Annotated in this window: 21 protein-coding genes; 14 read left to right on the top strand and 7 right to left on the bottom strand. The window is 67.8% G+C overall.

The genetic code is table 11. The features are described 5' to 3' along the window. Positions 1-189 precede the first annotated feature (189 nt). A complete protein-coding gene (locus ACLD02_RS17190; protein WP_203101587.1) occupies positions 190-972 on the top strand; it encodes a ParA family protein in 783 nt (260 codons plus the stop codon). An 85-nt stretch (positions 973-1,057) separates the two neighbouring features. Beyond that, positions 1,058-1,756, top strand: coding sequence for a hypothetical protein (locus ACLD02_RS17185; protein WP_203101586.1), 699 nt, complete (start codon positions 1,058-1,060; stop codon positions 1,754-1,756). On the opposite strand, the gene ACLD02_RS17180 is transcribed toward ACLD02_RS17185, so the two are convergent. Beyond that, positions 1,757-2,881 (bottom strand): alpha/beta fold hydrolase, encoded by a 1,125-nt coding sequence (locus tag ACLD02_RS17180; RefSeq protein ID WP_203101585.1) that lies wholly within the window; start codon positions 2,879-2,881, stop codon positions 1,757-1,759. Between the two features lie 77 nt (positions 2,882-2,958). Here ACLD02_RS17180 and ACLD02_RS17175 point away from each other — a divergent pair, with 77 nt between their 5' ends. The 3 genes from ACLD02_RS17175 to ACLD02_RS17165 are packed head-to-tail and all read left to right on the top strand — an operon-like array spanning position 2,959 to position 5,128. After that, positions 2,959-3,429, top strand: a complete 471-nt coding sequence (locus ACLD02_RS17175) for a PaaI family thioesterase (protein WP_338015170.1) — start codon at positions 2,959-2,961, stop codon at positions 3,427-3,429. Next, the gene (locus ACLD02_RS17170; RefSeq protein ID WP_203101583.1) at positions 3,429-3,881 is read left to right on the top strand and encodes a PaaI family thioesterase; all 453 of its coding nucleotides are present in this window, start codon (positions 3,429-3,431) and stop codon (positions 3,879-3,881) included. Before ACLD02_RS17175 ends, ACLD02_RS17170 begins: the two co-directional genes overlap by 1 nt. Continuing rightward, entirely contained in the window at positions 3,878-5,128 is a 1,251-nt protein-coding gene (locus ACLD02_RS17165; RefSeq protein WP_203101886.1) for an MFS transporter, read from the top strand. Before ACLD02_RS17170 ends, ACLD02_RS17165 begins: the two co-directional genes overlap by 4 nt. 45 nt (positions 5,129-5,173) lie before the next feature. On the opposite strand, the gene ACLD02_RS17160 is transcribed toward ACLD02_RS17165, so the two are convergent. Further along, on the bottom strand, positions 5,174-5,839 hold the full coding sequence (locus ACLD02_RS17160) for an OmpA family protein (protein ID WP_203101581.1): 666 nt from the start codon (positions 5,837-5,839) through the stop codon (positions 5,174-5,176). 250 nt (positions 5,840-6,089) lie between these two features. Here ACLD02_RS17160 and ACLD02_RS17155 point away from each other — a divergent pair, with 250 nt between their 5' ends. The 4 genes from ACLD02_RS17155 to ACLD02_RS17140 are packed head-to-tail and all read left to right on the top strand — an operon-like array spanning position 6,090 to position 11,246. Continuing rightward, complete coding sequence (locus ACLD02_RS17155) at positions 6,090-7,685, top strand: FAD-binding oxidoreductase (protein WP_410299265.1); 1,596 nt, start codon at positions 6,090-6,092, stop codon at positions 7,683-7,685. 4 nt (positions 7,686-7,689) lie between these two features. Continuing rightward, complete coding sequence (locus ACLD02_RS17150; protein WP_203101579.1) at positions 7,690-9,192, top strand: glycerol-3-phosphate dehydrogenase/oxidase; 1,503 nt, start codon at positions 7,690-7,692, stop codon at positions 9,190-9,192. Next, positions 9,189-10,769, top strand: coding sequence for an FGGY-family carbohydrate kinase (locus ACLD02_RS17145; RefSeq protein ID WP_410299264.1), 1,581 nt, complete (start codon positions 9,189-9,191; stop codon positions 10,767-10,769). The genes ACLD02_RS17150 and ACLD02_RS17145 overlap by 4 nt, the downstream gene beginning before the upstream one ends. 51 nt (positions 10,770-10,820) lie before the next feature. Further along, a complete protein-coding gene (locus tag ACLD02_RS17140) occupies positions 10,821-11,246 on the top strand; it encodes a MerR family transcriptional regulator (protein WP_203101578.1) in 426 nt (141 codons plus the stop codon). Positions 11,247-11,312: 66 nt separating this feature from the next. Here the strand turns inward: ACLD02_RS17140 and ACLD02_RS17135 are convergent, their stop codons facing one another. Then, on the bottom strand, positions 11,313-13,178 hold the full coding sequence (locus tag ACLD02_RS17135; RefSeq protein ID WP_203101577.1) for a cation:proton antiporter: 1,866 nt from the start codon (positions 13,176-13,178) through the stop codon (positions 11,313-11,315). A 169-nt stretch (positions 13,179-13,347) separates the two neighbouring features. On the opposite strand from ACLD02_RS17135, the gene ACLD02_RS17130 reads away from it, so the two are divergent. Continuing rightward, positions 13,348-14,541 carry a multidrug effflux MFS transporter gene (locus ACLD02_RS17130; protein WP_410299263.1) on the top strand — a complete coding sequence of 398 codons (1,194 nt, stop codon included), beginning with the start codon at positions 13,348-13,350 and terminating at the stop codon, positions 14,539-14,541. A gap of 12 nt (positions 14,542-14,553) precedes the next feature. Here the strand turns inward: ACLD02_RS17130 and ACLD02_RS17125 are convergent, their stop codons facing one another. Then, positions 14,554-17,004: an ABC transporter permease gene (locus tag ACLD02_RS17125; protein WP_410299262.1), complete on the bottom strand. Its 2,451-nt coding sequence runs from the start codon at positions 17,002-17,004 to the stop codon at positions 14,554-14,556. Further along, complete coding sequence (locus ACLD02_RS17120; protein WP_410299261.1) at positions 16,997-17,671, bottom strand: ABC transporter ATP-binding protein; 675 nt, start codon at positions 17,669-17,671, stop codon at positions 16,997-16,999. Before ACLD02_RS17120 ends, ACLD02_RS17125 begins: the two co-directional genes overlap by 8 nt. On the opposite strand from ACLD02_RS17120, the gene ACLD02_RS17115 reads away from it, so the two are divergent. Together ACLD02_RS17115 and ACLD02_RS17110 are read left to right on the top strand one after the other, a co-directional pair. Further along, a complete protein-coding gene (locus ACLD02_RS17115) occupies positions 17,672-18,286 on the top strand; it encodes an arylesterase (RefSeq protein ID WP_203101565.1) in 615 nt (204 codons plus the stop codon). A gap of 40 nt (positions 18,287-18,326) precedes the next feature. Next, positions 18,327-18,935, top strand: coding sequence for a DUF924 family protein (locus tag ACLD02_RS17110; RefSeq protein ID WP_410299260.1), 609 nt, complete (start codon positions 18,327-18,329; stop codon positions 18,933-18,935). Between the two features lie 85 nt (positions 18,936-19,020). Here the strand turns inward: ACLD02_RS17110 and ACLD02_RS17105 are convergent, their stop codons facing one another. Both ACLD02_RS17105 and ACLD02_RS17100 read right to left on the bottom strand, forming a co-directional pair. After that, entirely contained in the window at positions 19,021-21,612 is a 2,592-nt protein-coding gene (locus ACLD02_RS17105; RefSeq protein ID WP_410299259.1) for a DUF349 domain-containing protein, read from the bottom strand. Between the two features lie 76 nt (positions 21,613-21,688). Continuing rightward, the gene (locus tag ACLD02_RS17100) at positions 21,689-22,579 is read right to left on the bottom strand and encodes an acyltransferase (RefSeq protein WP_203101559.1); all 891 of its coding nucleotides are present in this window, start codon (positions 22,577-22,579) and stop codon (positions 21,689-21,691) included. Positions 22,580-22,741: 162 nt separating this feature from the next. Here ACLD02_RS17100 and ACLD02_RS17095 point away from each other — a divergent pair, with 162 nt between their 5' ends. Both ACLD02_RS17095 and ACLD02_RS17090 read left to right on the top strand, forming a co-directional pair. Further along, complete coding sequence (locus ACLD02_RS17095) at positions 22,742-23,923, top strand: CaiB/BaiF CoA transferase family protein (protein ID WP_410299258.1); 1,182 nt, start codon at positions 22,742-22,744, stop codon at positions 23,921-23,923. 101 nt (positions 23,924-24,024) lie between these two features. Then, positions 24,025-25,038 carry a hypothetical protein gene (locus ACLD02_RS17090; protein WP_410299257.1) on the top strand — a complete coding sequence of 338 codons (1,014 nt, stop codon included), beginning with the start codon at positions 24,025-24,027 and terminating at the stop codon, positions 25,036-25,038. Positions 25,039-25,078: the final 40 nt, after the last annotated feature.

Genomic DNA, 25,078 nt, shown 5'->3' with positions numbered 1-25,078 from the left:
CAATCCGCGCGGCACGCCGGGATCATGGCGCCAGCGCGCCTCTTCAACCGGTTGTTAACGATGTTATCCACAGTTTCTGTGGACTATCCCGCCGACGTGGGCGGTGGGCGCGGCGGCCTGGGAGGCGCGTGGGCCGATGTGTATGATCGGACGAACGGTTTTCGATGATGGCGCGCGGAGGAGCAGAGGATGCGCAGAGTGGTGTTCAATCAGAAGGGCGGCGTGGGCAAATCCAGCATCACCGTGAACCTGGCGGCGATCGGCGCCGCCCGGGGCCGCAAGACCCTGGTCGTGGATCTGGACCCCCAGTGCAACGCCAGCCAGTACCTGCTCGGCATGGCGGCCTATCAGCATGAAAGCGGCCCCACGCCCAACATCGGCACCTTCTTCGGCCAGACGCTGTCCTTCAAGCTCAAGGAAAAGGCCCCCCGGGATTACGTGCACGCCACCCGCTTCGAGAACCTCTATGTGCTGCCCTCCGACGGCGAGTTGGGCGAGATCGAGCACCTGCTGGAATCCAAACACAAGATCTATAAACTGCGCGGCCTGCTCAAGAGCCTGGCCCGGGAGTTTGACGACATCTACGTGGACACGCCGCCGGCTTTCAATTTCTACACCCTGTCGGCGCTGATCGCCGCCGAGCGGGTACTGATCCCGTTCGACTGCGACGCCTTCTCGCGCAAGGCACTCTATACGCTGCTGGAAAACATTCAGGAGGTGCGCGAGGACCACAACGAGGACCTGACCCTGGAAGGCATCGTGGTGAACCAGTTCCAGCCCCGTGCGCGGCTGCCCCAGGAACTGGTGGCGGCGCTCGAGGAGGAGGGCCTGCCCATGCTGGCCAGCCGGCTGTCCGCCAGCGTCGCCATGCGTGAGTCCCACGAGCGGGCCACGCCGCTGGTGAACTGGAATCCCCGTCACAAACTGACCGAGGAATATGAGGCGCTGTATCAGGAATTGAACACGCGCTGAGTTGGTAAAAGGGGTGGCGTTGTACTATCTTGCGCGAGCTTATCCGCCACCGGCGGACAATAACGACAAGTGGTTAGGAGATTCTATGCCCACCCTGCTGCGGGGAGCCCTGCTCGCCATGCTGTTGCTGCCGGCCCTGGGCCAGGCGGCGCTGGCGCGCGCCCAGCTCGAAACCTTCGAACGCCAGCTCTGGCGGATCAGCACCGACCACCACATGCTTGCCTTGATGGATGGCGACCAGGGCTACGGTCAGTCCCTGAATAAAACCGCCAGCACCGCCGCCACCACTCTGAGCGCGCTTTCCGGCACCGCCGGGGACGAGGACGAACAGGCGCTGGTCGCCGATCTCGAAGCGCAATGGGCACGGCTGGACCCCACCGGAGAAGGCCAGCCGGCTCGTTTCGATGAGGTACCGGCACGGGTCGCCGAACGGCTGGACGCCTTCGAGGGTGGGCAAAGCGGTGATTACGACGACGTGCAACGGCTGATCACCGATCTGCAACGGCTCACCGCCACCTACACCGGCATCGTGGCCGGCGGCGACGCCGACCAGGACGCCTTTCGCGCCGAACTGGATGCGTTCGAGCAGCGTTTGAAACGGGCCCAGGCGGCCCATCGCGGCAATGCGCCGTTGCAGGAAGCCCTGGAGCAGTCACGGCTGAAATGGGAGTTCGTGCGCGGTTCCCTGGTCAAGTTCGGCGACGACGCGGTGCCGTTCCTGGTGTACCGCTACAGCCAGCGGATGAGCGACAACCTGGACGCGGCCATCACCCCGGCGGACTGATCAGTCCGCCCGATCCGCCAGCCAGTCCGCGATGACCCGCCAGCAATGCGCCGGTGCCTTGCCGCCGGCGAATACTCCGGCATGACCGCCCGGGGCCACCTCGAAACGCTTGTCCCGGCTGCCCACCACCTTGAGCACTTCCTTGGCGGCGCGCACGCTGACGATACGGTCGCTGGCGCCGCCGAAGGCGAGCAGGTCCTGGGTGATGCGCCCGAAATCCACCCGTCGCTCGCCGATGGTCAACCGGCCGCGTGCCAGGCTGTTGGCCAGGATCATCTTCTCGATCACCTCGCGCACCACGGCGCCGGGATAATCCACCATGTCGTTGAACCACTGGCCCATGGTCATGTACTCGGTGACGTAGTCGCGGTCGCCGATGTTGCGTACCAGGTCCATATAGGACTGCACCAGCCCCGGCGGGTTGGTGAGTTTGAATCCCCATGACAACAGGTTGGCGGGGATATGGAACAGCTTGCTGTCCAGCGGCTCAAGTCGGAACTGGAACCAGTCGTGGACCTGCATGGCGGGAATCGCCGCCAGGCTGAATACCTTGCCGAACGGGCCGCTCTTGTGGAAGTTCACTGGGCTGGCGATGGTCGCCAGGCTGTTCACCGGGGCGCCCGGGTGTCCGCCCAGATAGAGCAGGCTGAGCAGCCCGCCCATGCAATAGCCGAGCAGATTGACCCGCTCGGCGCCGCTGTCGGCGAGCACCGCCGCCACCGCCTCCGGCAACCAGCGGTTCACGTAGGTGTCCAGGTCCAACTCCCGATCGGCCTGGGAAGGCTGGCCCCAGTCGATCAGATAGACATCATGGCCCCGTGCCATCAGGTAACGGACCATGGAGCGGTTGGGCATCAGGTCGAAGGTCCAGCAGTGAATGCCAAGCGCCGGCACCAGAATCAGCGGCAGCCGGTGCTTGTCCCGGCGCACCGGCACGGTGTCCTGGCCGACCGCCACCTCGGCCATCGGAGGCAGGCTGTAATGCCGCACCGCCATGATGCCGTCGCGATGGATTTCCTCCCAGGGCGTCTTGTCGGTCTGAATGAACCGCCGTGGATGCCTGCGCCGCTCGATGGCGTGACGCAGCGCGCGGGTGGAGCGGGTAAGGGATGGGCGTGGCGCCATGCAACCTCTCGCCAATTGAACCTGTGGAAACGAGGGGGTAATCTTGCCGGGCCCGCAGTAACCGAGCATTGGCCGCCGTGACGGATTCCAAGATTCCCTACACCCGAATGGATGTGTGCAACCGTTCCCTGGAAACGGTAAAGCACTCGCGCAACCTGGGCATGGAAGTGCTCAGCGCCGAGGAAGAGGGCGTGCGCGTGCGCCTGCCCTGGCGCGAGGATCTGGTCGGCAATCCGGACACCGGCGTACTGCATGGCGGTGCCATCTTCGCGATGATGGACCAGGCCGGTGGCATGGCCAACAGTTGCCGGCTGTACCCGAACTTCGAGATCACCCCGACCATCGACTTCCGGGTCGATCACCTGCACGCGCCGACGCCGGGCAAGGCGGTGATCTGCCATGCCGCCTGCTACCGGCTCACCGAGCACGTCACCTTCGTCAGGCTGACCACCTGGGAGGAAGGCAAGGAAGACGGCGAGCCGGTGGCCACCGGGCTGGCCACCTACACGCGTATGAAAATCGACAAGAACGGCCGGGTGGTGTCCTGATGACCGAGAGCCTCAAAGCGCTGATCGAAGCCTGCCGGCACGGCAAGGCGGATTATCAGGATCTGGTGGACCGGGTGCCCTACGCCCGCTTCCTGGGCATTGAACTGCGTGTTCAGGGAGAGGAGCTCACCTTTATCCTGCCCAAGAATCCGGACAATATCGGCAACCCGACGCTGCCGGCGCTGCATGGTGGCGCGGTGGCCGGCTTCATGGAACAGGCCGCGATCATTTTCATCCTGCTGGAAATGGGCGAGCCCAAGGTGCCCAAGACCATCGACTTCACCATCGATTACCTGCGTGCCGGGCTGTTCCGCGATACTTTCGCGGAATGCCGAATTACCCGCCTGGGACGGCGTATCGCCAATGTGCACATCAGCGCCTGGCAGAAGCGCCGGGAAGAGCCGATCACCATCGCCCGGGCCCATTTCCTGCTTTCCGAAGAAAACAATTGAACCCCTCGCTCGCCCCCGGCCCGACCCAGGCCCTGCTGCTGGGGGCCGTGGGCGTCACCGCCCTGGGCCAGACCCTGGTGTTCATTCTGCTACCTTCCCTGGGCCGCGCCGCCGGGCTGGCGGAAATCCAGGTGGGCCTGATCATCAGCTGCTCGTCCCTGGCGTTCGCCCTGGCCAGCCCGATCTGGGGCTATCTGAGCGAACTGCGCGGGCGCCGTCCGGTGCTGATCATCGGCCTGAGCGGCTACGCCGTGGGCACGCTGATCTTCGGCGTGATCTTCCACCTTGGCCTCACCGGGTTGCTGGCCGGCGGCGCGCTGCTTGCCCTCCTGGTGGTGGCGCGCATGGCCCAGGCGCTGATCATGGCCGCCACGCCCCCCTCGGCGGCGGCCTACACCGCCGACATCACCACCCCGGAGGCCCGTACCCGGGGCATGGCCCGCATTGGCGCCGCCAACAATCTGGGCACCGTGCTGGGCCCCGGCGTGGGTGGCATGCTGGCCGCGGTGTCCCTGGTGCTGCCGCTGTATCTGGTGGCGGCCCTGGTGGGGCTGATGGCCCTGGCGGTGATGTTTTTCCTGCCGCCTTCGCCGTACCGGGGCCAGCCCGCCGACCAGCGCGTGCGCGCGGTGCTTGCCACCGGGCTGCGCGCCTATGGCGACCGCCGTTTCCGTGATCTTCTGGTCACCGGCGTGGTGCTGTTCATGTGCCTGGCGCTGATCCAGCAAACCCTGGGTTTCCTGTTCCAGGACGCGCTGCACATGAGCCCGGCGGAGGCCGCCGGCGCCCTGGGCACCACCATGATGGCGGCGGCGATAACCTCGCTGCTGGGCCAGTTGCTCGTCGTGCAGTGGTTGCGGGCCCCGGCGCTGGTGCTGCTGGCGGTGGCGGTACCCGCCATCGGCGTCGGCGCCGGGTTGCTGTGGGTGTTCGATAACCGCATCGGCATGACCGCGGCGGTGATGCTGGTGGGGCTGGGGATCGGTTTCGGGATGCCCGCCATCATGGCCCTGGCCAGTCTTCGGGTGGCCAGCGAGGAGCAGGGCAGGGTGGCCGGCCTGGCGAGCGCCTGTCCGTCCCTGGGGTTCGTGCTGGGGCCGTTGGTGGGAACCGGGCTCTATTCGGTGGATCACCGCTTCCCGTACATGCTGGTGGTGGTGTTGATGGTGCCGCTGGCGTTTCTGGTATGGCGGCTGCGCGCCAAAAAGCAGATCGAGGAAGTGCCGGTGGAGGACGCCGCGGAATAATCGCGGAATAGCAGGAGCGGCGGGCGCCGCCCCTGCTGGTGGGGCTTACTTCTCGTAGGGGATCAGGGTCAGTTCAACGCGACGGTTCTGCTGGCGACCGCTGGCGGTGCCATTGTCGGCGATCGGCTGGGTTTCGCCGAAACCGACCGTGTCGATACGCACCGCCTGCACGCCGAAGCCCTGCAGGACCTGGGACACGGCCTGGGCGCGCTGCTGGGACAGCAGCAGGTTATAACGCTCGCCGCCGGTGCTGTCGGTGTGGCCGGCCACCTGAATCATGGTGGATTTGTACTCCTTGAGCACTTCGGCCACGGAATCCAGCACCGGGCGGAAGTTGCCTTGCACGGCGGTGCTGTCGGTGGCGAAGGTCACGTTACCCGGCATGTTGAGGATGATGCGGTCGCCCTGACGGGTCACGGATACGCCGGTGCCTTCCAGTTTCTGGCGCAGCTTGGCTTCCTGGGTGTCCATGTAGTAGCCCACGCCGCCGCCGGCGATGGCGCCGATACCGGCACCGGCCAGTGCCCGTTCCTTGCGCTCCTTGGCGTTGTCGGAGGTGGCGATCCCCAGCAGGGCACCGCTCACCGCGCCGATGGCGGCGCCGGAGGTGGCCTTGGAAGTCTGTTTCTCACCCGTGTACGGGTTGATGGTGCTACAGCCGGCCAGGGTCACGGCCCCCGCCAGCATGAGGCTTCCGGCAAGACGTTTCATTGTCGCTCCTTAGATCCTTTGTTTTCCGGTGGCTTCACCTTAGCCCACCGGGGAGGCGAAACCATAGCCAGCCGGTAAAAATCGGTAAAGTCGCGTAGCCTGGGAATGAGACCGGCGTTGCCTCACCTGGGCCCGAAGCGGGGCGCCTTGTCCTTAAAAGTCCATTTTTGTCCGCCAAGGCCAGTGAAAGCATGCCGCCCGGGCACTATCATCGAGGTTTTATCGCGGCCACCGCAGGAGAACCGACCGCATGCGACGCTGGAACGGCTGGGGCGACAGCGCCAACGACTATCCCTTGAAAGCGACCGGCGCCGCCTTTCTGGAGGCCCGCCTGGGTGCCGGCCGGCGGCTCGCCGACGCGGATCTGCGGCAGGTGCTGGCCACGGTGCCGGCCAGCCGCCTGCCGGACCACCCGCTGGTGGTCACGGACCCGGAGACCCGGCTGCGGCATGCCCGCGGGCAAAGCCTGGCCGACTGGCTGGCGATGCGCTCCGGGGACTTCGGAGTGTTTCCGGACGGCGTCGCCTTTCCGGACAGCAGCGATCAGGTACGCGAACTGCTCGACTGGTGCGCCGACCAGGACCTGCTGCTGATTCCTTACGGCGGTGGCACGTCGGTGGCGGGGCACATCAATCCCCGTGCCGGTGAGCGCCCGGTGCTGACCCTCAGCCTGGCGAAGCTCAACCGCCTCACCGACCTGGATGAAGCCAGCCAGATCGCCACCTTCGGGGCGGGCACCGCCGGCCCGGACGTGGAACGCCAGCTTGCCGAGCGGGGCTACCGGCTCGGCCACTATCCCCAATCCTGGGAGCTTTCCACTCTGGGGGGCTGGGTGGCGAGCCGCTCCAGCGGTCAACAATCCCTGCGCTACGGACGCATCGAGCAGCTGTTCGCCGGCGGCCGGATGGAAACGCCCACCGGTACCCTGACCCTGCCCACCATTCCGGCGTCCTCCGCGGGCCCGGATCTGCGTGAGATGGTGATGGGCTCGGAAGGCCGCCTGGGGGTGATCACCGAGGTCAAGGCGCGGGTCAGCCCGCTGCCCGAGGACGAGCAGTTTCATGTCGCCTTCCTGCCGGATTGGGACAGCGCCGTGTTACTGGCCCGTCACCTGGTGCAGGCGCGGGTGCCACTGTCCATGGTGCGCGTTTCCAACGCCGAGGAAACCCGCACCCAGCTTACCCTGGCCGGCCACGAACGGCTGGTGGCGGCCCTGGAACGTTATCTGGCCCTGCGCGGCCAGCCGCGACAACGCAAATGCATGCTTACCTTCGGCGTCACCGGCGACAAAGCCCATTGCCGCCGGACCCTGGCCGAGGCACGCCGGGCCATCCGCGCCGCCGGTGGGGTGACCACCGGCCGGGCCCTGGGCCGTAAATGGGAGGAGGCGCGTTTCCGTTCCCCGTATTTGCGCCACGGCCTCTGGGAACGGGGCTACGCGGTGGATACCCTGGAGACCTGCGTGGACTGGGGCCAGGTACCGCGCACGGTGGCGGCCATCGAGCAGTCGATCCGCGATCACGCCGGCGATGGCGAAACCGCACACGTATTCACGCACCTGTCGCATTTGTATGCGCAGGGTTCCAGTATCTACACCACCTATGTGTTCCGCTGCTCGGAGGACTACCAAGGCACCTGGCGACGCTGGTGGGCGATGAAGCAGGCCGCCAGCGACGCCATCGTCGCCAACGGCGGCACCATCAGCCATCAACACGGCGTCGGCCGCGACCACGCTCCCTGGCTGGTGCACGAGAAAGGCGAGCGGGGCCTGGCCGCCCTGCGTGACCTGGTGACCCATTTCGACCCGCAAGGGCGGCTCAATCCGGGCTGCCTCCTGGAGGACTGAGAACATGCTGGCACAGCGCCCGACCCTGGCCGACCTGGCCGGACAACAGTGGGATCTGATCGTGGTCGGCGGCGGCATCACCGGCGCCGGCGTGCTGCTGGAAGCCGCCCGGCAGGGCCGCAAGGCGTTGCTTCTGGAGCAGCGCGATTTCGCCTGGGGCACCTCCAGCCGCTCCTCGAAGATGGTGCACGGCGGGCTGCGCTACATCGCCCAGGGCGACGTGCGGCTGACCCGCGACGCGCTGCGCGAACGGGAAAGGCTGCTGCGCGACCTGCCCGGGCTGGTGGAGCGCGCCACCTATCTGTTCCCGTTGCGCAAGGGCCGCTTCCCCGGTCGCTGGCCAATGACCGCGGTGTTGTCCCTGTACGATTTCCTGGCCGGCATCCGCGACCACCGGTTCCTGTCCAGAAAGGAACTGTTGCGCCGGGTACCGGGCCTGGACGACACCGGCCTCAGCGGCGCCATGAGCTACACCGACGCGCTCACCGACGATTGCCGCCTGGTGATCCGCTGCCTGCTCGAGGCGGCCCGGGCCGGGGGGCAAAGCCTCAATTACGCCCGCGTTACCGGTACCCGCCGGGATGACGGCGTCACCCGAGTCCTGGTCCGGGACGAAGTAGCCGGCGAGGAGGGAGAACTGAGCGCGCCGGTGGTCATCAACGCCACCGGCGCCTGGGCCAACCGCCTCGGGGATGACAACGGCCAGGGCCCGCGCATTCGCCCGCTGCGCGGCAGCCACCTGTTCGTTGATCCCCAGCGCTTGCCGGTGGACGACTGCCTTACCGTGATGCACCCCCGGGATGGCCGGCCGGTGTTCGTGTTTCCCTGGGAAGGGGTCACCTGCGTGGGCACCACGGACCTGGATCACGGTGATGATCTGGACCTGGAGGCCAGCGCCAGCGGCGCCGAGGTGGATTACCTGCTGGAGCTGGTCAACGGCCAGTTTCCCGCCGCCCGGCTGACCCGCGACGATGTGCTGTCCACCATGGCCGGGGTGCGCCCGGTGATCGCCTCCGGAGACGGCAAGGACCCTTCCAAGGAACGCCGGGATCACGCGGTCTGGGAACGCGACGGCCTGGTCACGGTCAGTGGCGGCAAGCTCACCACGTTCCGCCTGATCGCCCTGGACGCTCTGGCCGCCGCCGGCCTGCTGGACCCTCGATCGGCACGCCGCGCGCGGCGCAGCAATGCGCCTCTGTTCCGCCCTTTACCGGAGGCGCCGCCCCAGGTGGATGCCTTCCTGCACGGTGCCCAGGATGACGACGCCCTGCTGCGCTGGGTATTGCGGAACGAGGCGGTGGTGCACCTGGACGATCTGTTGCTGCGGCGCACCCGTCTGGGCCTGCTGCGCCGCGATGGCGGCGAGGGCCTGGCGGAACGCCTGCGTCACCTGAGCGCGGAGCTGCTGGGCTGGGACGATACCCGCTGGGGGCAGGAGTGGGCCCGCTACCAGGACCTGCGGGCCCGGTTCTATGGGGTGCCGCCGGTGGAGCGGGCAGCGGCGTGAGCACCGCCCCGGCCCGGCCGGCGCCACTGCTGCTGGCGCTGGACCAGGGCACGCAAAGCGCGCGAGCCATGCTGTTCGACACCGCCGGCGAGCTGGTGGCGCGTCATCAGCAGCCGATCCAGGCCTACCGGGACACCGGTCCGGGGCAGGCGGAGCAGGACGCCGACTACTTCTGGGCGCAACTGGCGCGGGCCTGCCTGGGCCTGTGGGCGGAGCACGGCGCGCTGCGCGAGCGGGTGGTGGCGGTGGCGCTCACCACCCAGCGCGCCTCCGTGGTATGCCTGGATCAGGCCATGCGGCCGCTGCGACCGGCGGTGATCTGGCTTGATCAACGCCGCACCCGGGACTATCCGCGTCTGCCCTGGTACTGGCGTTGGCCGGTGGCGGCGCTGGGGCAGGGCGAGACCCTGCGCCAGTTTCAATCCAAGGCGGAATGCAACTGGCTGGCCGCCGACGAGCCCGAGCTGTGGGCCAGCACCCGTTATTTCCTGCTGCTGTCCGGTTACCTGACCTGGAAGTTGTGCGGCCAGCGCCGTGACTGCACCGCCAGCCAGGTGGGCTATCTGCCCTATGATTTCAAGCGCCAGGACTGGGCCGCTCCGACGGATATGAAATGGCGCGCCCTGCGCGTGCGCCGCGAGCAGTTGCCGGAGCTGGTGGGCCCCGGCCACTCCCTCGGCGCGATCACCGCCAGCGCCGCCGCCGACACCGGTATTCCAGAGGGGCTGCCGCTGATCGCCTGCGGTGCCGACAAGGCCTGTGAGGTACTCGGCGCCGGCGCCTTCAGCCCGGAGGTGGGCAATCTGAGCTACGGGACCACGGCCACCTTCAACACCTGCAACGAGCATTTCGTGGAGCCGATTCCCTTCGTGCCGGCCTATGGGGCGGCGGCGCCGGGGCGCTACAACTCCGAGATCATCGTGCAGCGCGGTTATTGGATGGTGAACTGGTTCAAGCGCGAGTTCGCCGCCGAGGAGGTTCGCGAGGCGGAGCGCCTGGGGGTGACCCCGGAGCACCTTTTCGAGCGCTTGCTTGAGCAATCGCCTCCCGGCGCCATGGGGCTCACCCTGCAGCCATTCTGGAACCCGGGCGTGCGCATTCCGGGGCCGGAGGCGAAGGGCGCCATCATCGGCTTCGGCGACGTGCACACCCGCGCCCACCTGTACCGGGCTATCATCGAGGGCATCGCCTACGCCCTGCGCGACGGCAAGGAGCGCTTGGAGAAACGGAACCGCACGCCGGTACGGGAATTGAGAGTGTCCGGTGGCGGCTCGCGGAGCGATGCGGTGATGCAAATTACCGCCGACCTGTTCGGCCTGCCGGCGGTGCGACCGCACACCTTCGAGACCTCCGGCCTGGGCGCCGCCATCAACGCCGCGGTGGGGGCCGGCTTGTACCCGGACCACGGCGCCGCCGTGGCGGCCATGACGCGCCGTGGCGAAACCTTCACGCCGCGCCCGGTGCCTGGCGCGCTCTATGACCGTCTTTACCGCCGTGTATACCGACGGCTTTATCCTCGCCTGGCGCCACTGTACCGTTCCATCCGCCATGCGACTGGTTACCCGGGCCAGTATTGAAAGCCCGGTGTTACACTGGGGTTTTGCCGATGCCAACACCGGGGTAATGCCATGCGCGTCACCGACCTGGCCCGCCGGGCCGACACCACCGCCGAAACCGTGCGCCACTACACCGACCTGGGCCTGCTGCGACCGCGCCGCGATCCGGGCAACGGCTACCGCCTGTATGGTGGCGACGATCTGCGCCGCCTGCGCTTCGCGCTCAAGGCGCGCAGCCTGGGCTTCACCCTGAGCGACGTGCGCGAGCTGATCGAGGAGTCGGAAGGGGGCGAGGCACCCTGTCCCCGGGTGCGTAAGCTGATCGAGACGCGGCTGAGCGAGGTGGAGGACCGGATTCGTGAACTGAGCGGCCTCAGCGAGCGCATGCGCGCCGCCATGGCCGCCTGGGAGCACGCCCCGGATTGCCGACTGGACGACGGTCGCGTGTGCGGGCTGATCGATTCGTTCAACGCGGTCGGCGAGGAAACACATCCCTGAAGGAGATCGCCTTCCCGGGCCGATCGCGGCTGAAGCCGCTCCTACAGCTCTCCAGTAGGAGCGGCTTCAGCCGCGATCGGTGCCCTTGCCGGCGCCTTTCTCCGACGCTTTTTCGGAGGCCTTTTCGGAGACCCGTTCTTCCTTGGCATCATCCTTGATCAGCGCCATCACCGACCAGCCCGGGCGCGGTTCCGGCTGCGCCTCGGCGGTGAATACATGGATGCGGTCGCGGGGGTCGATGGCGAACAGCGGCCACACCTGGCGGTCTTCCACCGCCAGGTAGGCCTGGAAGTCGAATTCCTCGGTGATCCGGGTGCGGCGGATTTCCGCGCCCTGGCTGATCAGGCTGGCCAGTCGCGCGTAGCTGGCCTCGTTGCTGAACAGGGTGGCGCCGCGATGGTGCGCCGCCACCTCGTGCTTGTCTTCCTTCTCGCTCACCCAGGGCAGGCTGTAGACGTTGGGCTCGCCGAATTCCAGCCGGTAGCGCATGGTGGATACGGTGTTCAGTTCCCGTCGCGGGCTCAGCCCCAGCAGCTTGCCATAGCCGACCAGATCCAGGTGCTGGTCGGCGTGGCTGGACACCGGATTACCATAGAAGGTACTCAGCCCGTCCATGCGCGCGGAACGAATGCTCTCCCAGTTGGAATCGATCAGCAGCACCGGGAAGTTGTTCTGTTGCAGGGCCTTGCCGATGGCCCGGGACACCGGGTTGGCGCCGATCAGCAGGAAGCCGCGCGGCCCCGGCTCCGCCACTTTAAGCAAGCGCGCCAGCGGGCGCGCGGTAACGCTCTGCAGGGCCACCGTGCCGATAATGATCATGAAGGTAAGGGGCACCAGAAGGTCGGCACCGGCCACGCCACTTTCCTCCAGTCGCTGGGCGAACAGCGCCGACACCGCCGCGGCGACGATGCCGCGCGGCGCGATCCAGGCCAGCAGTGCCTTCTCCCGCCAGTTGAGGCTGCTGCCCAGGGTCGCCACCCATACCGACAGCGGCCGGGCCACCAGCTGCACGATGGCCAGCACCAGCAGGGCGGACGCCCCGAGGCTGAGCAACTGGTCCATTTCCAGGCGCGCCGCGAGCACGATGAACAGACCGGAGATCAGCATCACCGACAGGTTCTCCTTGAAGTGGAGAATGTCGTCGGTGCGCACGCCCTTGCGGTTGGCCATGACGATGCCGGTGACGGTTACCGCCACCAGGCCGGATTCCTCGCTGAGACCATTGGCGAGCACGAATTCACCGATCACCGCCGATAGAACCAGGAAGCTGCGCAGGTATTCCGGCACCAGATGGCGGCTGAGCAGGGCGCTCAGCATGAAGGCCACCACGGTACCGATCACGGCGCCCACGGCGATCGCCTGGAAGAACAGCCACAGGCCATGCAGCAGGGCGCCTTGCTGGCCGGTGGCCACCACCAGCTCATAGGCCAGTACCGCCAGGATCGCGCCCAGCGGATCGATGACGATGCCTTCCCAGCGCAGCAGCCGGGCGATGTTGGCCTTGGGCCGCACGCTGCGCAATAACGGCACGATCACCGTCGGGCCGGTGACCACCACCAGGGCGCCGAACAGCAGCGCCAGCCCCAGCGGCAGCTTGAGCAGCCCCCAGGCGGCCAGGGTCACCACGCCCCAGGTGATCAGGGCACCCCAGGTCACCAGCCGGCGTACCGTCTTCTCCAGGCCGCGAATCTCATCGAACCGCAGGGTCAGGGCGCCTTCGAACAGAATGATCGATACCGCCAGGGACACCCCCGGCAGCAACAGGTCGCCGAACAACTCAAGGGGTTGGATCAGTCCGCCCACCGAGCCGAGCAACAAGCCGGAGATCAGCAACGGCAGAATCGCCGGCAGTTTGATTCGCCAGGACGCCCATTGGCACAGAAAGGCGACCACGGTAATCAGCGCCAGCTGGAAGGGAGCGGAAAGTTCCATGGGCTTCCTTGTCTCGAGAATGCGGCTATGGTCCCAGCCAACCCGGAACGCCGCAAGCCTTTGTTTTGAAGCGATCAAAATCTGATAAAAAGCGCGTCAAAGCGGGCACCGGGGGCACTTGAATGATAGGCTTGCCCTCCCTCTGAACTGGTTTCCCGGGAAACGATTCATGTCCGCGATTTCTCCGCTGCGCCTGGCGCTCATGCTGGGCACGCTGGTGGCCCTTGGGCCGCTGGCCATCGACACCTATCTGCCGGCACTGCCGACCATGGCGGAGGGCTTCGGCGTGGCGGTGCACCGGGTGGAACTCTCGGTCAGTTTCTATGTGATCGGCGTGGCCCTGGGGCAATGGCTGGGCGGTCCGCTGTCGGACCACTTCGGTCGCAAGCCAGTGGCCTACGTGGGGTTGGTGGTGTTCATTCTCGCCAGCCTGGCGATCAGTATCTGCCGTACCGTGGAGCAGCTTTACCTGCTGCGCGTGGTGCAAGCGCTCGGCGGCGGCGCCACGGTGGTGATCGCCGCCGCCTCGGTGCGCGATCATTTCAACGGTCGGGAAGCGGCCCGGGTACTCACCTCCGTGGGCCTGGTGCTGCTCATCGCGCCGCTGCTGGCGCCGGCCATCGGCGCCGCGCTGCTCAAGCTGTCCGGCTGGCCCAGCATCTTCGTGATGCTGGCCGGTTACGCCGTGGTGGTGGGGCTGATGCTGCGTTTCGCGCTGCCCACGGTGACGCCCCAGGTAGCGGAGGAACCGCTGCGCCACCGCATGTTCGCCGCCTACGGGCGGGTGCTTCGCCAGCGCAAGGCGATGGGGTTCATCCTCGCCAACGGCCTGGTGTTCTCGGCCATGTTCACCTTCATCACCGACGCCGCCTTCCTGTACATCGAGTACTTCGGCATGGACGAGTCGGAGTTCCCGCTGCTGTTCGGCGCCAACGTGGTCACCATGCTCGGCCTGAACCGGGTCAACGTGCTGTTGCTGCGCCGCCATGACAGCCCGGTGATCATGGGCGTGGCGGTGCTGATCCAGGCGGTGGCCGCCCTGGTGCTGCTGGGCCTCACGCTGAGCGGCCACCTGACCCTGTGGACCACGGTGCCGTTGATCATGCTGGTGGCGGGCATGGCGGCGCTGGCGATTCCCAACGCCCTGGCCAGCTTTCTGGCCTATTTCGACCGGGACAGCGGCGCCGCCACCGGGCTCAACGGCTGCCTGCAGTTTCTTCTGGCCGGCCTGATCGGCACCGGGTTGGGCATGATCCATGATGGCACGCCGCTGCCCATGACCGCCCTGATGGCGGGCAGCTCGGTGGCGGCACTGATTTGCTTCCGGGCGCTCGCCGGCGAGCGCATCGCCAACCGGCTCTAACCGCCGGCGCCGTCAGCCGGCCAGGCGCGCCAGAGGGCGCTCCTGGTTGCGCGGCCGCGCCGCCTCCAGGACCAGCATGGGCACGACCAGCGCCCAGGGCAGCAGAATCCAGCCGGACAACGGCAGGTCGCCGTCGAACAGCTTGATGCCCAGGGGCACCAGCGCCGCCAAGTGCAGCAGGTGGGCGAACAGGGCGGCGCCGCCGAGCAGCAGCAACTGCTCCAGCACCGCCACCCGCCGCAACAGGGCGCTGCGTGCCCCCAGCACCCGCAGCAGCGCTTCGTCCTTGCGCCGCTGCTGGCCGCCGGCCAGCCAGGCCGCCGCCATCACCAGCACGCTGGCCGCCAGCAGCAGCGCCGCCAGGGCCAGGGCCGCGCGGCTGGCCTGGGCGATCAGCGCCTGGGCCTGGTCGAGCAGGGCGTTCACGTCCAGCAGGGTGATCTGCGGAAACTGGCGAATCAGCGCCGGCAGTTCCGTGGCGCGGTCCTCGGGTAGATAGAAACTGGTCAGCCAGTAGCGGCTCTGGCCGTCCAGGGTGCCCGGGCTGAACATGAAATAGAAATTGGGCTCGAAGCTTTCCCAGTCCACCTCGCGCAGGCCTACCACCGTGGCGGTCAGGTCACCGGCCTGGGCGGTAAAGGTCAGTTGGTCGCCCACCTCAAGGCCCAGGGACTCCGCCAGTTCCGACTCCACCGACACCTCGCCGGGGCGGTCGCCGAGCCAGCGCCCCGCCAGGGTCCGGTTGCTTTCCGGCAGGGCGTCCGCCTCGGTGAGTGACAGGTCCCGGTTGAGGGCGCGCTGGCCCTGATCGTCCTCGTCCTCTTCCTTGGTTACCGCCTCGCGGACCGGCTGGCCATCGATTTCGGTGAGCCGGCCACGTACCACCGGGTAATAGCCGGGCACGCGGGCACCATGATCGTCCAGCCAGGCGCGGAAAGCGTCCAGATCCTGGTCGAACAGGTTAAGCACGAAGTAGTTCGGCGCCTGCTCCGGCAACCGGTCGCGCCAGTCCGCCAGCAGTTGCCGGCCGACCTGCGTGGCCAGCGACATGATCGCCAGGGCCAGCACCATGGCGGCCAGCATCGGCAGGGTGGTCAGCGGTCGCCGCGACAGCCGGCGCAGGGCCAGCCGCGCGGCCAGGGGCCAGCGCTGGCCGGCCCGGTCCGCCAGGCGCAGCGGCATCCACAGCAGCAGTGGCAGCCCCACGGCCACCGCCACCATCAGCGCCAGCAACTGGCCCAGATCCATCAATGATCCGGACAGCATCATCGCCACCAGCACCGGCGCCAGCAGGGCGCCGACCAGATTCAGGCCGGCCCGGGCGGAGGGCGCTTCCGGGCTGTCGCCGAGGATTTCCCTGGCTGGCAGATGGACCAGCCGCCACAGGCGCGGCAGGGCGAAGCCCGCCCAGATCACCACCGGCGCCAGGCCCAGCAGTAGCCAGGTGTGCCAGGGCGGTCGCCAGGCCAGTTCGTCGCCCAGCCATTGCCGCAGCGCCAGGAAAGCGCCGGCGGCCAGGGCCAGCCCCACCAGCAGCGACGGCAGCAGCGCCACCAGTTCGCGGCCCAGCACCCGGGAAAGTATCTGGCGACGGCGGGCGCCGAAGGTCTTCATCACCGCGCAGCGACGCGCCTGCTCGGCGCCGCGCACGCCGGCGGCCAGGTAGACCGCGCCGCCGCACAGCAGCACCACCATCATCACCGCCAGTTGCCCCCACAGGGTGAGCTGGCGCAGCGGGCCCATGGAGCGCAGACCGGCATCGTCGCGGGTGTCGATTTCCTGGTTCACCGCCAGGGTCGGGCGCAGCGCCTCCGCCACCGTGTCCAGGGCGTCGCCGGGGGCGGCGATGCGCAGTTCATGGCGCACCCGGGTGCCCGGGCCGAGAATGCCGGTGGAGGCCACGTCCGCCCGGTTCATCATCAGCCTCGGGTTCATGCTGTAGAAGCCGGCGCCCTGGTCCGGCTCGCGGATCAGCACCTTGCTGACCAGCAGGGCGCGGTCGCCCACGGTGATGAACTCTCCGGTGGCCTGGCCAAGCCGGTCCAGGGCGGTGCCGGCCAGCCACACCTCGCCGGGAGCCGGTCCATGGGCCGCCGGGTAGGGATCGCCGAAGCGCTGGTCGGCCACGGTGAGCGCGCCGAACAGCGGGTAGCCGTCGTCCACCGCCTTGACGCTGGCCAGCACGAAGGTGTCGTCGCGCACCAGCACGGTGGTGAAACGGGTGACCTGGGAATGGGGCCGGTCCGCCACCAGCGCGACCTGCCCGTCACCGGCCGGCTGGCTGCCTTCCAGGATCAGGTCACCGCCAATGGCCTCGGCGGTGCGGTTGGCGAAGCGGTGGTCCAACTCGCCGCGCATCAGCACCACCGCGGCGATCGCCAGGGACGCCACCAGCAGCGCCAGGGCCTGGATGCGGAAGGCGCCGGAACGCCAGGGGCGCATCAGCAATCGTGGATCAAACACTCAGACGGCCCTCCACCAGCTCATGGTGATGGGCGCAATGGGCGGCGAGGGCCGGGTCATGGGTGACCAGCACCAGGGCGGTGCCATGGTCCCGGTTGAGGTCAAACAGCAAGCTCGCCACCTGTTCGCCGTTGGCCCGGTCCAGGCTGCCGGTGGGTTCGTCGGCGAACAGCAGGTCCGGTTCCAGGGCGAACGCTCGGGCCAGGGCGACCCGCTGCTGCTCGCCGCCGGACAACTGGCCGGGAAAATGGCGCTCGCGGTGCGCCAGGCCAACCCGCTCCAGCCAGTGACGGGCCCGCGCCCGGGCCCGGTCGGCGCCGGTGATCTCCAGCGGCAGCATGACGTTTTCCACGGCGTTGAGGTCGGAAACCAGATGAAACGCCTGGAATACGAAACCGCAATAGCGCCCGCGCAATGCCGCCCGACCGTCCTCGTCCAGGCGGCTGAAAGGCTCGCCGCGCAGCAGTACTTCGCCGCCGCTGGGCACGTCCAGGCCGGCGAGCAGGCCCAGCAGAGTGGATTTTCCGGAACCGGACGGCCCGGTGATGGCCATACTGTCACCAGGGTTCAGCGTCAGGTCGATATCATCGAGGAGGGTAAGCGTGCCTTCCGGGGCGGGAACCGTTTTGCTAAGTTGACGCGCGTCGAGTACCGGAGTCGAAGCCATATGTTGGGACGCCTGCTGATCGTAATCTGTTTGATTGTGCCCGCCATCGTGCGCGCCGAAGGGGTGCTGGTGCTGGGCGACAGCATCAGCGCGGCCTATGGCATCGACGAAACGCAGGGATGGGTACAGCTTCTCCGACAGCGTCTGGATAAGCAATGTTCCGGGTTACCGGTGGTGAACGCCTCGGTGAGCGGCGATACCAGCGACGGTGGCCGGGTGCGTCTGCCCAAGCTGCTGGAACGCCACCAGCCGGATACCGTGGTCATCGAGCTGGGCGGTAATGACGGCCTGCGCGGTCTGCCGCCGCGCCGGCTGGCGGACAACCTGGCCACCATGATACGCCTCAGCCGTGAAGCCGGCGCGGAGGCGGTGCTGCTGGGCATGCGCATCCCGCCCAACTACGGACAGGGCTACACCCGCCTGTTCGAGGGCGCGTTCCAGGACGTGGCCGAAGAGACCGGGGTGCCGTTCCTGCCGTTCCTGCTGGACGGCGTGGTGGAGGCCGGGCAACTGCAGGGCGACGGCATCCATCCCACCGCCGAGGCGCAGCCCCGGTTGCTGGACAATGCCTGGCCGGTGATCGAGACCGCGCTGCCCGATGAGGCCTGCGAATGACCTGCCCACCGCCCGTGACCTTCCAGGAAGGAGCCGCCCCATGGATCTGAGCGCCCCCCATCAGGACGTCCTCACCTTCTGGTTTGGCGACGCCGGCGGCGACTGGCCGCCGGCGTCGGTGAGCCGGCGCTGGTTCAAGAGCACCCCGGCCCGAGACGCGGAGATCGAGGAACGGTTCGGCGACCGGGTGCGGGCCGCTTTGCAGCGGGAACTGGTGGACTGGGAACGGGAAGCCGGCTCGCGGCTGGCGCTGATCGTGCTGCTGGATCAGTTCACCCGCAACATTTACCGGGGCACCGCCGATGCCTTCGCCGGCGATCATCGGGGCGCCACTCTGTGCCTGGAAGGATTGTCGACGGGCATGGACCGGCGCCTGGATTGGGCCGGGCAAGTGTTCTTCTGCATGCCGCTGATGCACGCCGAGGATGAGGACCTGCAGAAACGGTCAGTGGCTTGCTACCGGGACATCCAGGCACGGGCGCCGGAGGTGGCACGGGCCGCCATCGGGCACAGCCTGAAAGCAGCGGAAGAACATTCGCGGATCATCCGGCGCTTCGGGCGCTTCCCGCACCGCAACCAGGTTCTCGGCCGGGAAAGCACCGCCGAGGAACTGGTGTTCCTGGAAACCGCCAAACGCCACGGGCAATAGCGGGATTTGAGCGCCGGATCGCGACCGAAGCCACTCCTACGGTGGCTTCCATACCCGGTAGGAGCGGCTTCAGCCGCGATCAGCTTTATCCGGCGTGCGGCTCAACAGCGGCCAGGGCCACCGTCATGCGCTGGCGCAGCGCCGGGTCCAGCGGGGCGTCCGCGTCCCGTTGCTCCACCAGCTTGAGCGCTTCTTCCAACGGCGCGTAGCCGGCGGACTTCATCGCCCGGGGCAGTTGTTCAAGCTGCCAGGCCATGCGTTCGGCGCGGGCATGCTCCGGGCTGTCCACGCCGGCCAGGGCTTCCAGGGCCACCGCCAGGGCGCGGTCCTGATCGGAGACCTCGCCGTCCGGGGCGGCCGCCAGGCGTTGCTCCGCATCGCGCCAGCGATGCCAGCGGGGCAGATCGGCGCGGCGGCGGCGCAGGCTGTCCAGCAGCTGCTGCTTGCGGCGCTGCTGACCGCGTTCCAGAGCACCATGATCGAGCCCATCCAGCTCCCCGATCAGCGCCGCCAGCGCGGCATCATCCAGCTCCAGCGGATCGTCGCGCAGGCGGCGTTCGCCGTCGTCGAGCAGGGCGGCGGCCCGCTCACGCTCAGCCTGCCGGGCCTCGTCCCGGGCCTGGCTGGCGGCCTGACGGGCGCCGAAGATGGCGTCCATCAGGCCCCGGAAATCCTTCTGCCAGCGCCGGTGCCGGGCCGGTGGCAGCCAGGGCGCGGCGCGCCACTCCTTCTGCAACTCGCGGGCCTGGCGGGCGGCGTCGTGGGCATCTTCCCGCTCGCTCAGGGCGCGGGCGCGGTCGATCATCCCGGCGCGCTGGCGCTCGGCCTCCTGCCAGGCTCGGTCCAGGTGTTCGTCGATCTCGGAGAGCAGGGCGGAAAAGCGCTTGCGCAAATCACGACCGTCGGTGAAGCGCACCGGTGAATGGTCCTTCCATTCCTGGGGGGCGCGCCGGCGGATCTCCCACACCGCCTGCCAGTCCGCCTTGTCCCAATTCTCGCCGTTGACGAAGGCCGCCAACTGGTCGCACAGGGCGCGGCGGCGGCGCAGGTTCTCGGCTCGTTGCGCATCCAGTTCCTCGAAATGGGCCCGGCAGGGTTCATAGGCCCGGTCCGAGGCGGCCTTGAAACGGTCCCAAAGAGCCTGATCCTGGTCCTGGTCGGAGCTCATCAGCGCCCGCCATTCATCGTGCAGGGCCTGGATCGCACTGGCCCGCTCGTCGGCGTCCATGGACTGCTCGATAAGCGCTTCCATGCGCTCACACAACGCTTCCTTCTTGGGCTGGGCGGCGAAGGCATGCCAGTCACGCAACTCCTCGCGCCGCGCGCCGTGGCGTTCCAGTTGCCGCGCCAGCCAGGGATCGTTTTCCTCGGCGAGCACCGCCTCGGCCTTCAACCAAAGGCGGTTGGCGTGTTTCAGGTTGCCGCGCTGCAACTCGCGGCGCAGTGCCACCACCAGGCCCTGGTGGCGGCTGCGCTGGGAGCGTCGCGGGGAAGCCTCCCCGGTCAACTCGGCAGGCCCGGCGGCATCGACATCGCCGCCGAGCGGCGGCGCCAGGTCCGCCAGGGATGAGGGGGCCGGCACCCGCCGGGGCCATTGTTCGGCCAGCGCGCGGCGGTCTTCCGGGTCCGGGTTATCGCGGGCGGCCTCGGCCAGCGCGATCAGTCGCCGCCACTCATCCAATTGCGAGCGGAACGCCAGCTCCTGGTCGTCGTCGCCGGGGGCTTCCTCGGCGGCGGCCTGCCAGCGGCGCTCCTGGGTGGCCACCGCGGAACGCAGCTCGCCCAGTTGCTGGTCCCAAGTGTCGCCGTCCAGGTCGCGCATCAGAGCGCGCAGGGTGTCCAGGGCCGCGTGCCGCTCTTGCCGGGCGGCCGCCAGCTCCGCTTCCCGTCGCTCCTCCTGGCGCGCCTGCTCAAGCCGCGCGCGGGCGTCCTCCAGGGCCTTGCCGGCGCGTTCCGCCTGACGTGGGTCGGCGCCCTCGGCGAGCGCCTCCCAGCGTTGTTCCAACTGGCCGAAACGGGCCGCGAACAGGGGATCGGCGCTATGGGCGGCGAGGTGCTCCAGGGCATCCAGGGTCTGTCCCCGTTCCTCCTCCCGACGCTCCTGTTCGGTGTGTTCGCGCTGATGGGCCTTGAGGCGCTCCCGAGCCAGGCGCACCACCTTCTTGTCGCGACCCTCACGGCCCAGCTGGCGCAACCGCTCGTCGTCTTCCAGCCGTTCCGCGGCGGCCAGCCGGGTGGCCGCGTCCTTGCCATGCAACGCCAGTTGGTACAACGACTCGGCATCGCGGATCGACGCCAGCGCCGCCTCGCGGCTGGCCGCGTCCGGGCTGTGCCGGACCACATGCATCAATACCCGGGGATTGTCGGTATGGCGGATCAGCCGCAGGCGGGTCTCGGCGGCGGGAGCCCCGGCCACGGTGCCGGCCAGCAGCGCCATGATGCGCTCGGAGGCGGCGTCACGCACCGCCGCGTCCGTGTCCTTGGCGATCAGTTGATCAAGCAGGCTGAGATCAAGCAGGGCGGCGGCGGCCGCCGCGCGTACTCGCGGGCTGTCGTCGTCGCGCGCCAGCCGCGCCAGCAGTTCGCTGTCCTGGTCCGGATTCAGGGCCGTGGCGGCTTGCGCGCGCACGTCGGCGTCCCGGTGTCGCCACCGGGGTTTGAACAGATTGCCTAGCATGGCCTTCCCATCGGATTCGCTTTGTATTTCTCGGGGCCGGGATGGCACCGGGCCACTACTATAGGCAAATCCGCCCTTACGCGGAAAGCCGTGACTGAATCAAAGCGTCCTTTTCCGTCCACAATTCGCTGATCCAGGCCTGGATGCGAGCGCGGAATTCCGGGTCATTCTCGTAATCGCCCCGCGAAGCCCAGTCCGGGATTGGCCGGCGGTGCACGATCACCTGAACTTCATCCATGGCGCCGCCCAGGAATCCGAGCAGCGAGCGGGTGGTATTCGGCGGATAGACGATGGTGAAATCGAGCAGGGTATGTAACTGGCCGCCCATCGCCTTCAGGGTGAAGGCGGCGCCGCCGGCCTTGGGCTTGAGCAGGTGGGTATAGGGCGAGCCCTGTTCGTCGTGTTTTTCCCGGGTGAAGCGGGTGCCCTCGAAGAAGTTCATCACCGACACCGGGTAATGGGCGTATTTCTCGCAAGCCCGGCGGGTGGTTTCCATGTCCTTGCCTTTCAGTTCCGGGTGCTTGGCGAGCTGGGCACGGGTGTAGCGCTTCATGAACGGAAAATCCAGCGCCCACCAGGCCAGCCCCAATAGCGGCACCCAGATCAATTGCTGCTTGAGAAAGAACTTCAAAAACGGCACCCGGCGGTTGGTGGCCATCTGCAGCACCAGGATATCGGCCCAGGACTGGTGGTTGGACGTGACCAGATACCACTCCTGGCGCGCCAGCCCCTCCATCCCCTCAATCCGCCAGCGTACGCCACTGGTGAGCCTGGCGATGGCGTTGTTCACCGCGATCCAGGTCTCCGCGATCACCACCAGCACCCGGGCCAGCATCACCTGGGCCCGATGGAACGGCAGGCACAGCCGCAGCAGGGCGAACAGATACAGCAGTGGCGCCATGATCAGGGTGTTCAGTGTGATGCCCACCAGGGCCAGGGTGCCGCGCAGTTTGATGAGTGGCGTCATAATGATCCGCGATATCCATGGAAGAGGCGCATGCTAGCGCAGTTGACGCCCGCGCCCCATGTCCGTTTCGGTCAGTCGGCGATGGCAATGGCCATTGGCGGCGCCGTCCCCGGACGGTAGGGTTCCGGTTCCCCACAGCCCGTTTTGGAAAGGAGCGGTTTCATGAGCGGACCCCTGGCCACCCTGAAAGTCCTGGATTTTTCCACCTTGCTGCCTGGCCCCTTCGCCACCCTGTTGCTGGCCGACATGGGCGCCGAGGTGCTGCGCGTGGAGTCGCCCACCCGTCCGGATATGGTTCGTCTGCTGCCGCCCTCCGAGGACAATGTCTCGGCGGTGCACGGCTACATCAACCGTTCCAAACGCTCCCTGGCGCTGGATCTGAAAACCCCGGAAGGCCGCGAGGTGGTGTACCGGCTGGTAAAGGACTACGACATCGTGGTGGAGCAGTTCCGGCCCGGCGTCATGGACAAGTTGGGGGTCGGCTACGAGACCCTCAAGGCGATCAACCCGGGCCTGATTTACTGCTCAATCACCGGCTACGGCCAGGATGGCCCCTACCGCGACCGCGCCGGCCACGATCTGAATTACCTCTCCATCGCCGGCATGACCAGCTATAACGGTCGCCGGGACAGCGGCCCGGCGCCGATGGCGTTCCAGGTGGCGGACGTGGCCGGCGGCTCCTGCCATGCCGTCATGGGCCTGCTGGCGGCGGTGATTCATCGCCACCATACCGGCGAGGGCCAGCAGCTGGACATTTCCATGACCGATGCCGCCTTCAGCCTGCACGGGCTGAGCGCGCCGCCGGCCCTGGTGGCCGGCGAGGACCCGACCCTGGAAGGCACCACCCTGAATGGCGGCAGCTTCTATGATTGCTACCGTACCCGTGACGGTCGCTACCTTTCCGTGGCGGGGCTGGAGCCCCAGTTCTTCAGTCAGTTTTGCGAGACCATTGGCCGGCCGGATCTGACCACCAAGGGGCTCAGCCGCGAGCCCGCCCAGGTGGCGGAGGTGAAGGCGGCGATCGCCGAGGTGATCGGCGGCCAGGACCATGATCACTGGTGCCAGGTATTCGCCGAACTGGACTGCTGCGTGGAGCCGGTGCTGAGCTTCAGCGAGGCGGCGGCGCATCCGCAGCTCCAGGCCCGCGGCATGGTGGTGGAGGTACCGCGCCACGATGGCGGGCATCAGCGTCAGGTGGCGTCGCCGTTCAAGTTCTCGGCCACGCCGGTGGGCTACCGGTTCAGCGGCGCCCGGCTTGGCCAGCACAATGAGGCGGTGCTGCGCGAGCAGGGCTTCGACGACGACGAAATTGCCGCTCTTCGCGCCGCCGGCGCCCTGGGCTGATTCCCGAGGCGTCGCCGGCACGCTATGCTGGCGCCATGAGGTGTTGGTGGTCACTTGGTCGTTCGTTGTTGCCCGGCATGATAATGCTTGGTATGTCGTCCATGGCGGGGGCACAGTCCGTCGACGCCTGTCGTTGGGAAGGCGCCGGCACCCTGGTGGACCGCACCCATGACTGGCTGTCGCGCAGCCTGTGCTGGCCGAGCCGCTGGGTGGACGGTTTCTTCGAGGACCCGCTGCGCGAGAACAACGAACCGGCCGCCAGCCTGGTGCGTCTTACCGGTGAGCGGGTATGGCGCGACGATGGCGACGGCGCCAGCGACGTGGACCTGGACGCCCGGGTCTGGCTGCCGAGCGCTGAACGCCGCTTCTCGCTGCTGTTCCGCAGCCACGATGAGGATCAGGATCCGGAGACGCCGGTGGCCCGGGAAATTCCCGCCGGGGAACGCGACAATGGTTTTCGTGGGGCCCTGCGCTGGGCCATCGAGCGCACCGACGCCATGGATCTGGATCTGGACGTGGGCGTGCGTTCGGACCTGACCACCTTCACCCGCCTGCGTTACCGCCGTCTTTATCCACTGTTCAACGAATCCGCCTGGTTGCGCTACACCCAGCGCATCTACTGGCGCGACCCTGACGGCTGGGGCAGCCGCTCCCTGTTCGACCTGGACCGGCCCCTGGCGCCGGACACCACCCTGCGTTTTTCCAGCGAGATCCGTTACACCGAGGAACTCAACCAGGCCGGTGATGGGCTGGGGCTGTTCCAGGGCGTGAATTTGTTCAAACGGCTGGACGGGCGCTCGGCGCTCAATCTGGGGCTCGGGGTAGGGGGCCACAGTAAACCGGCCGTGGTGGACAATTACCGGGTCTATGCGCGCTATCGGCGTAACGTGTGGCGGCCCTGGCTGTTCTTCGAGGTGGAGCCGTTCGTGCTGTGGCCCCGGGATCAGGGTTACCAGGGCGTCAACGGGGTGGTGCTGCGCCTGGAAACCCTGTTCGGGCGGGTGGCCAGGGAGCCTCTGAATACCGCCTTGCGTACTCAGGCTTACAGGCTGGCTCACAATCAAGGCGCCCTTTTGAAGGCAGGCTGGTTGCCTGTCGAAAAAGGGCAACGATGAGTGTGGGCCAGCCTGTAAGCCCCACCGGGCGTGGCCTGAA

The sequence above is a fragment of the Alloalcanivorax sp. C16-2 genome, assembly GCF_046507615.1.
Taxonomy (GTDB): Bacteria; Pseudomonadota; Gammaproteobacteria; order Pseudomonadales; family Alcanivoracaceae; genus Alloalcanivorax; species Alloalcanivorax marinus_A.
This window is presented reverse-complemented; position numbering and strand designations above follow the sequence as displayed.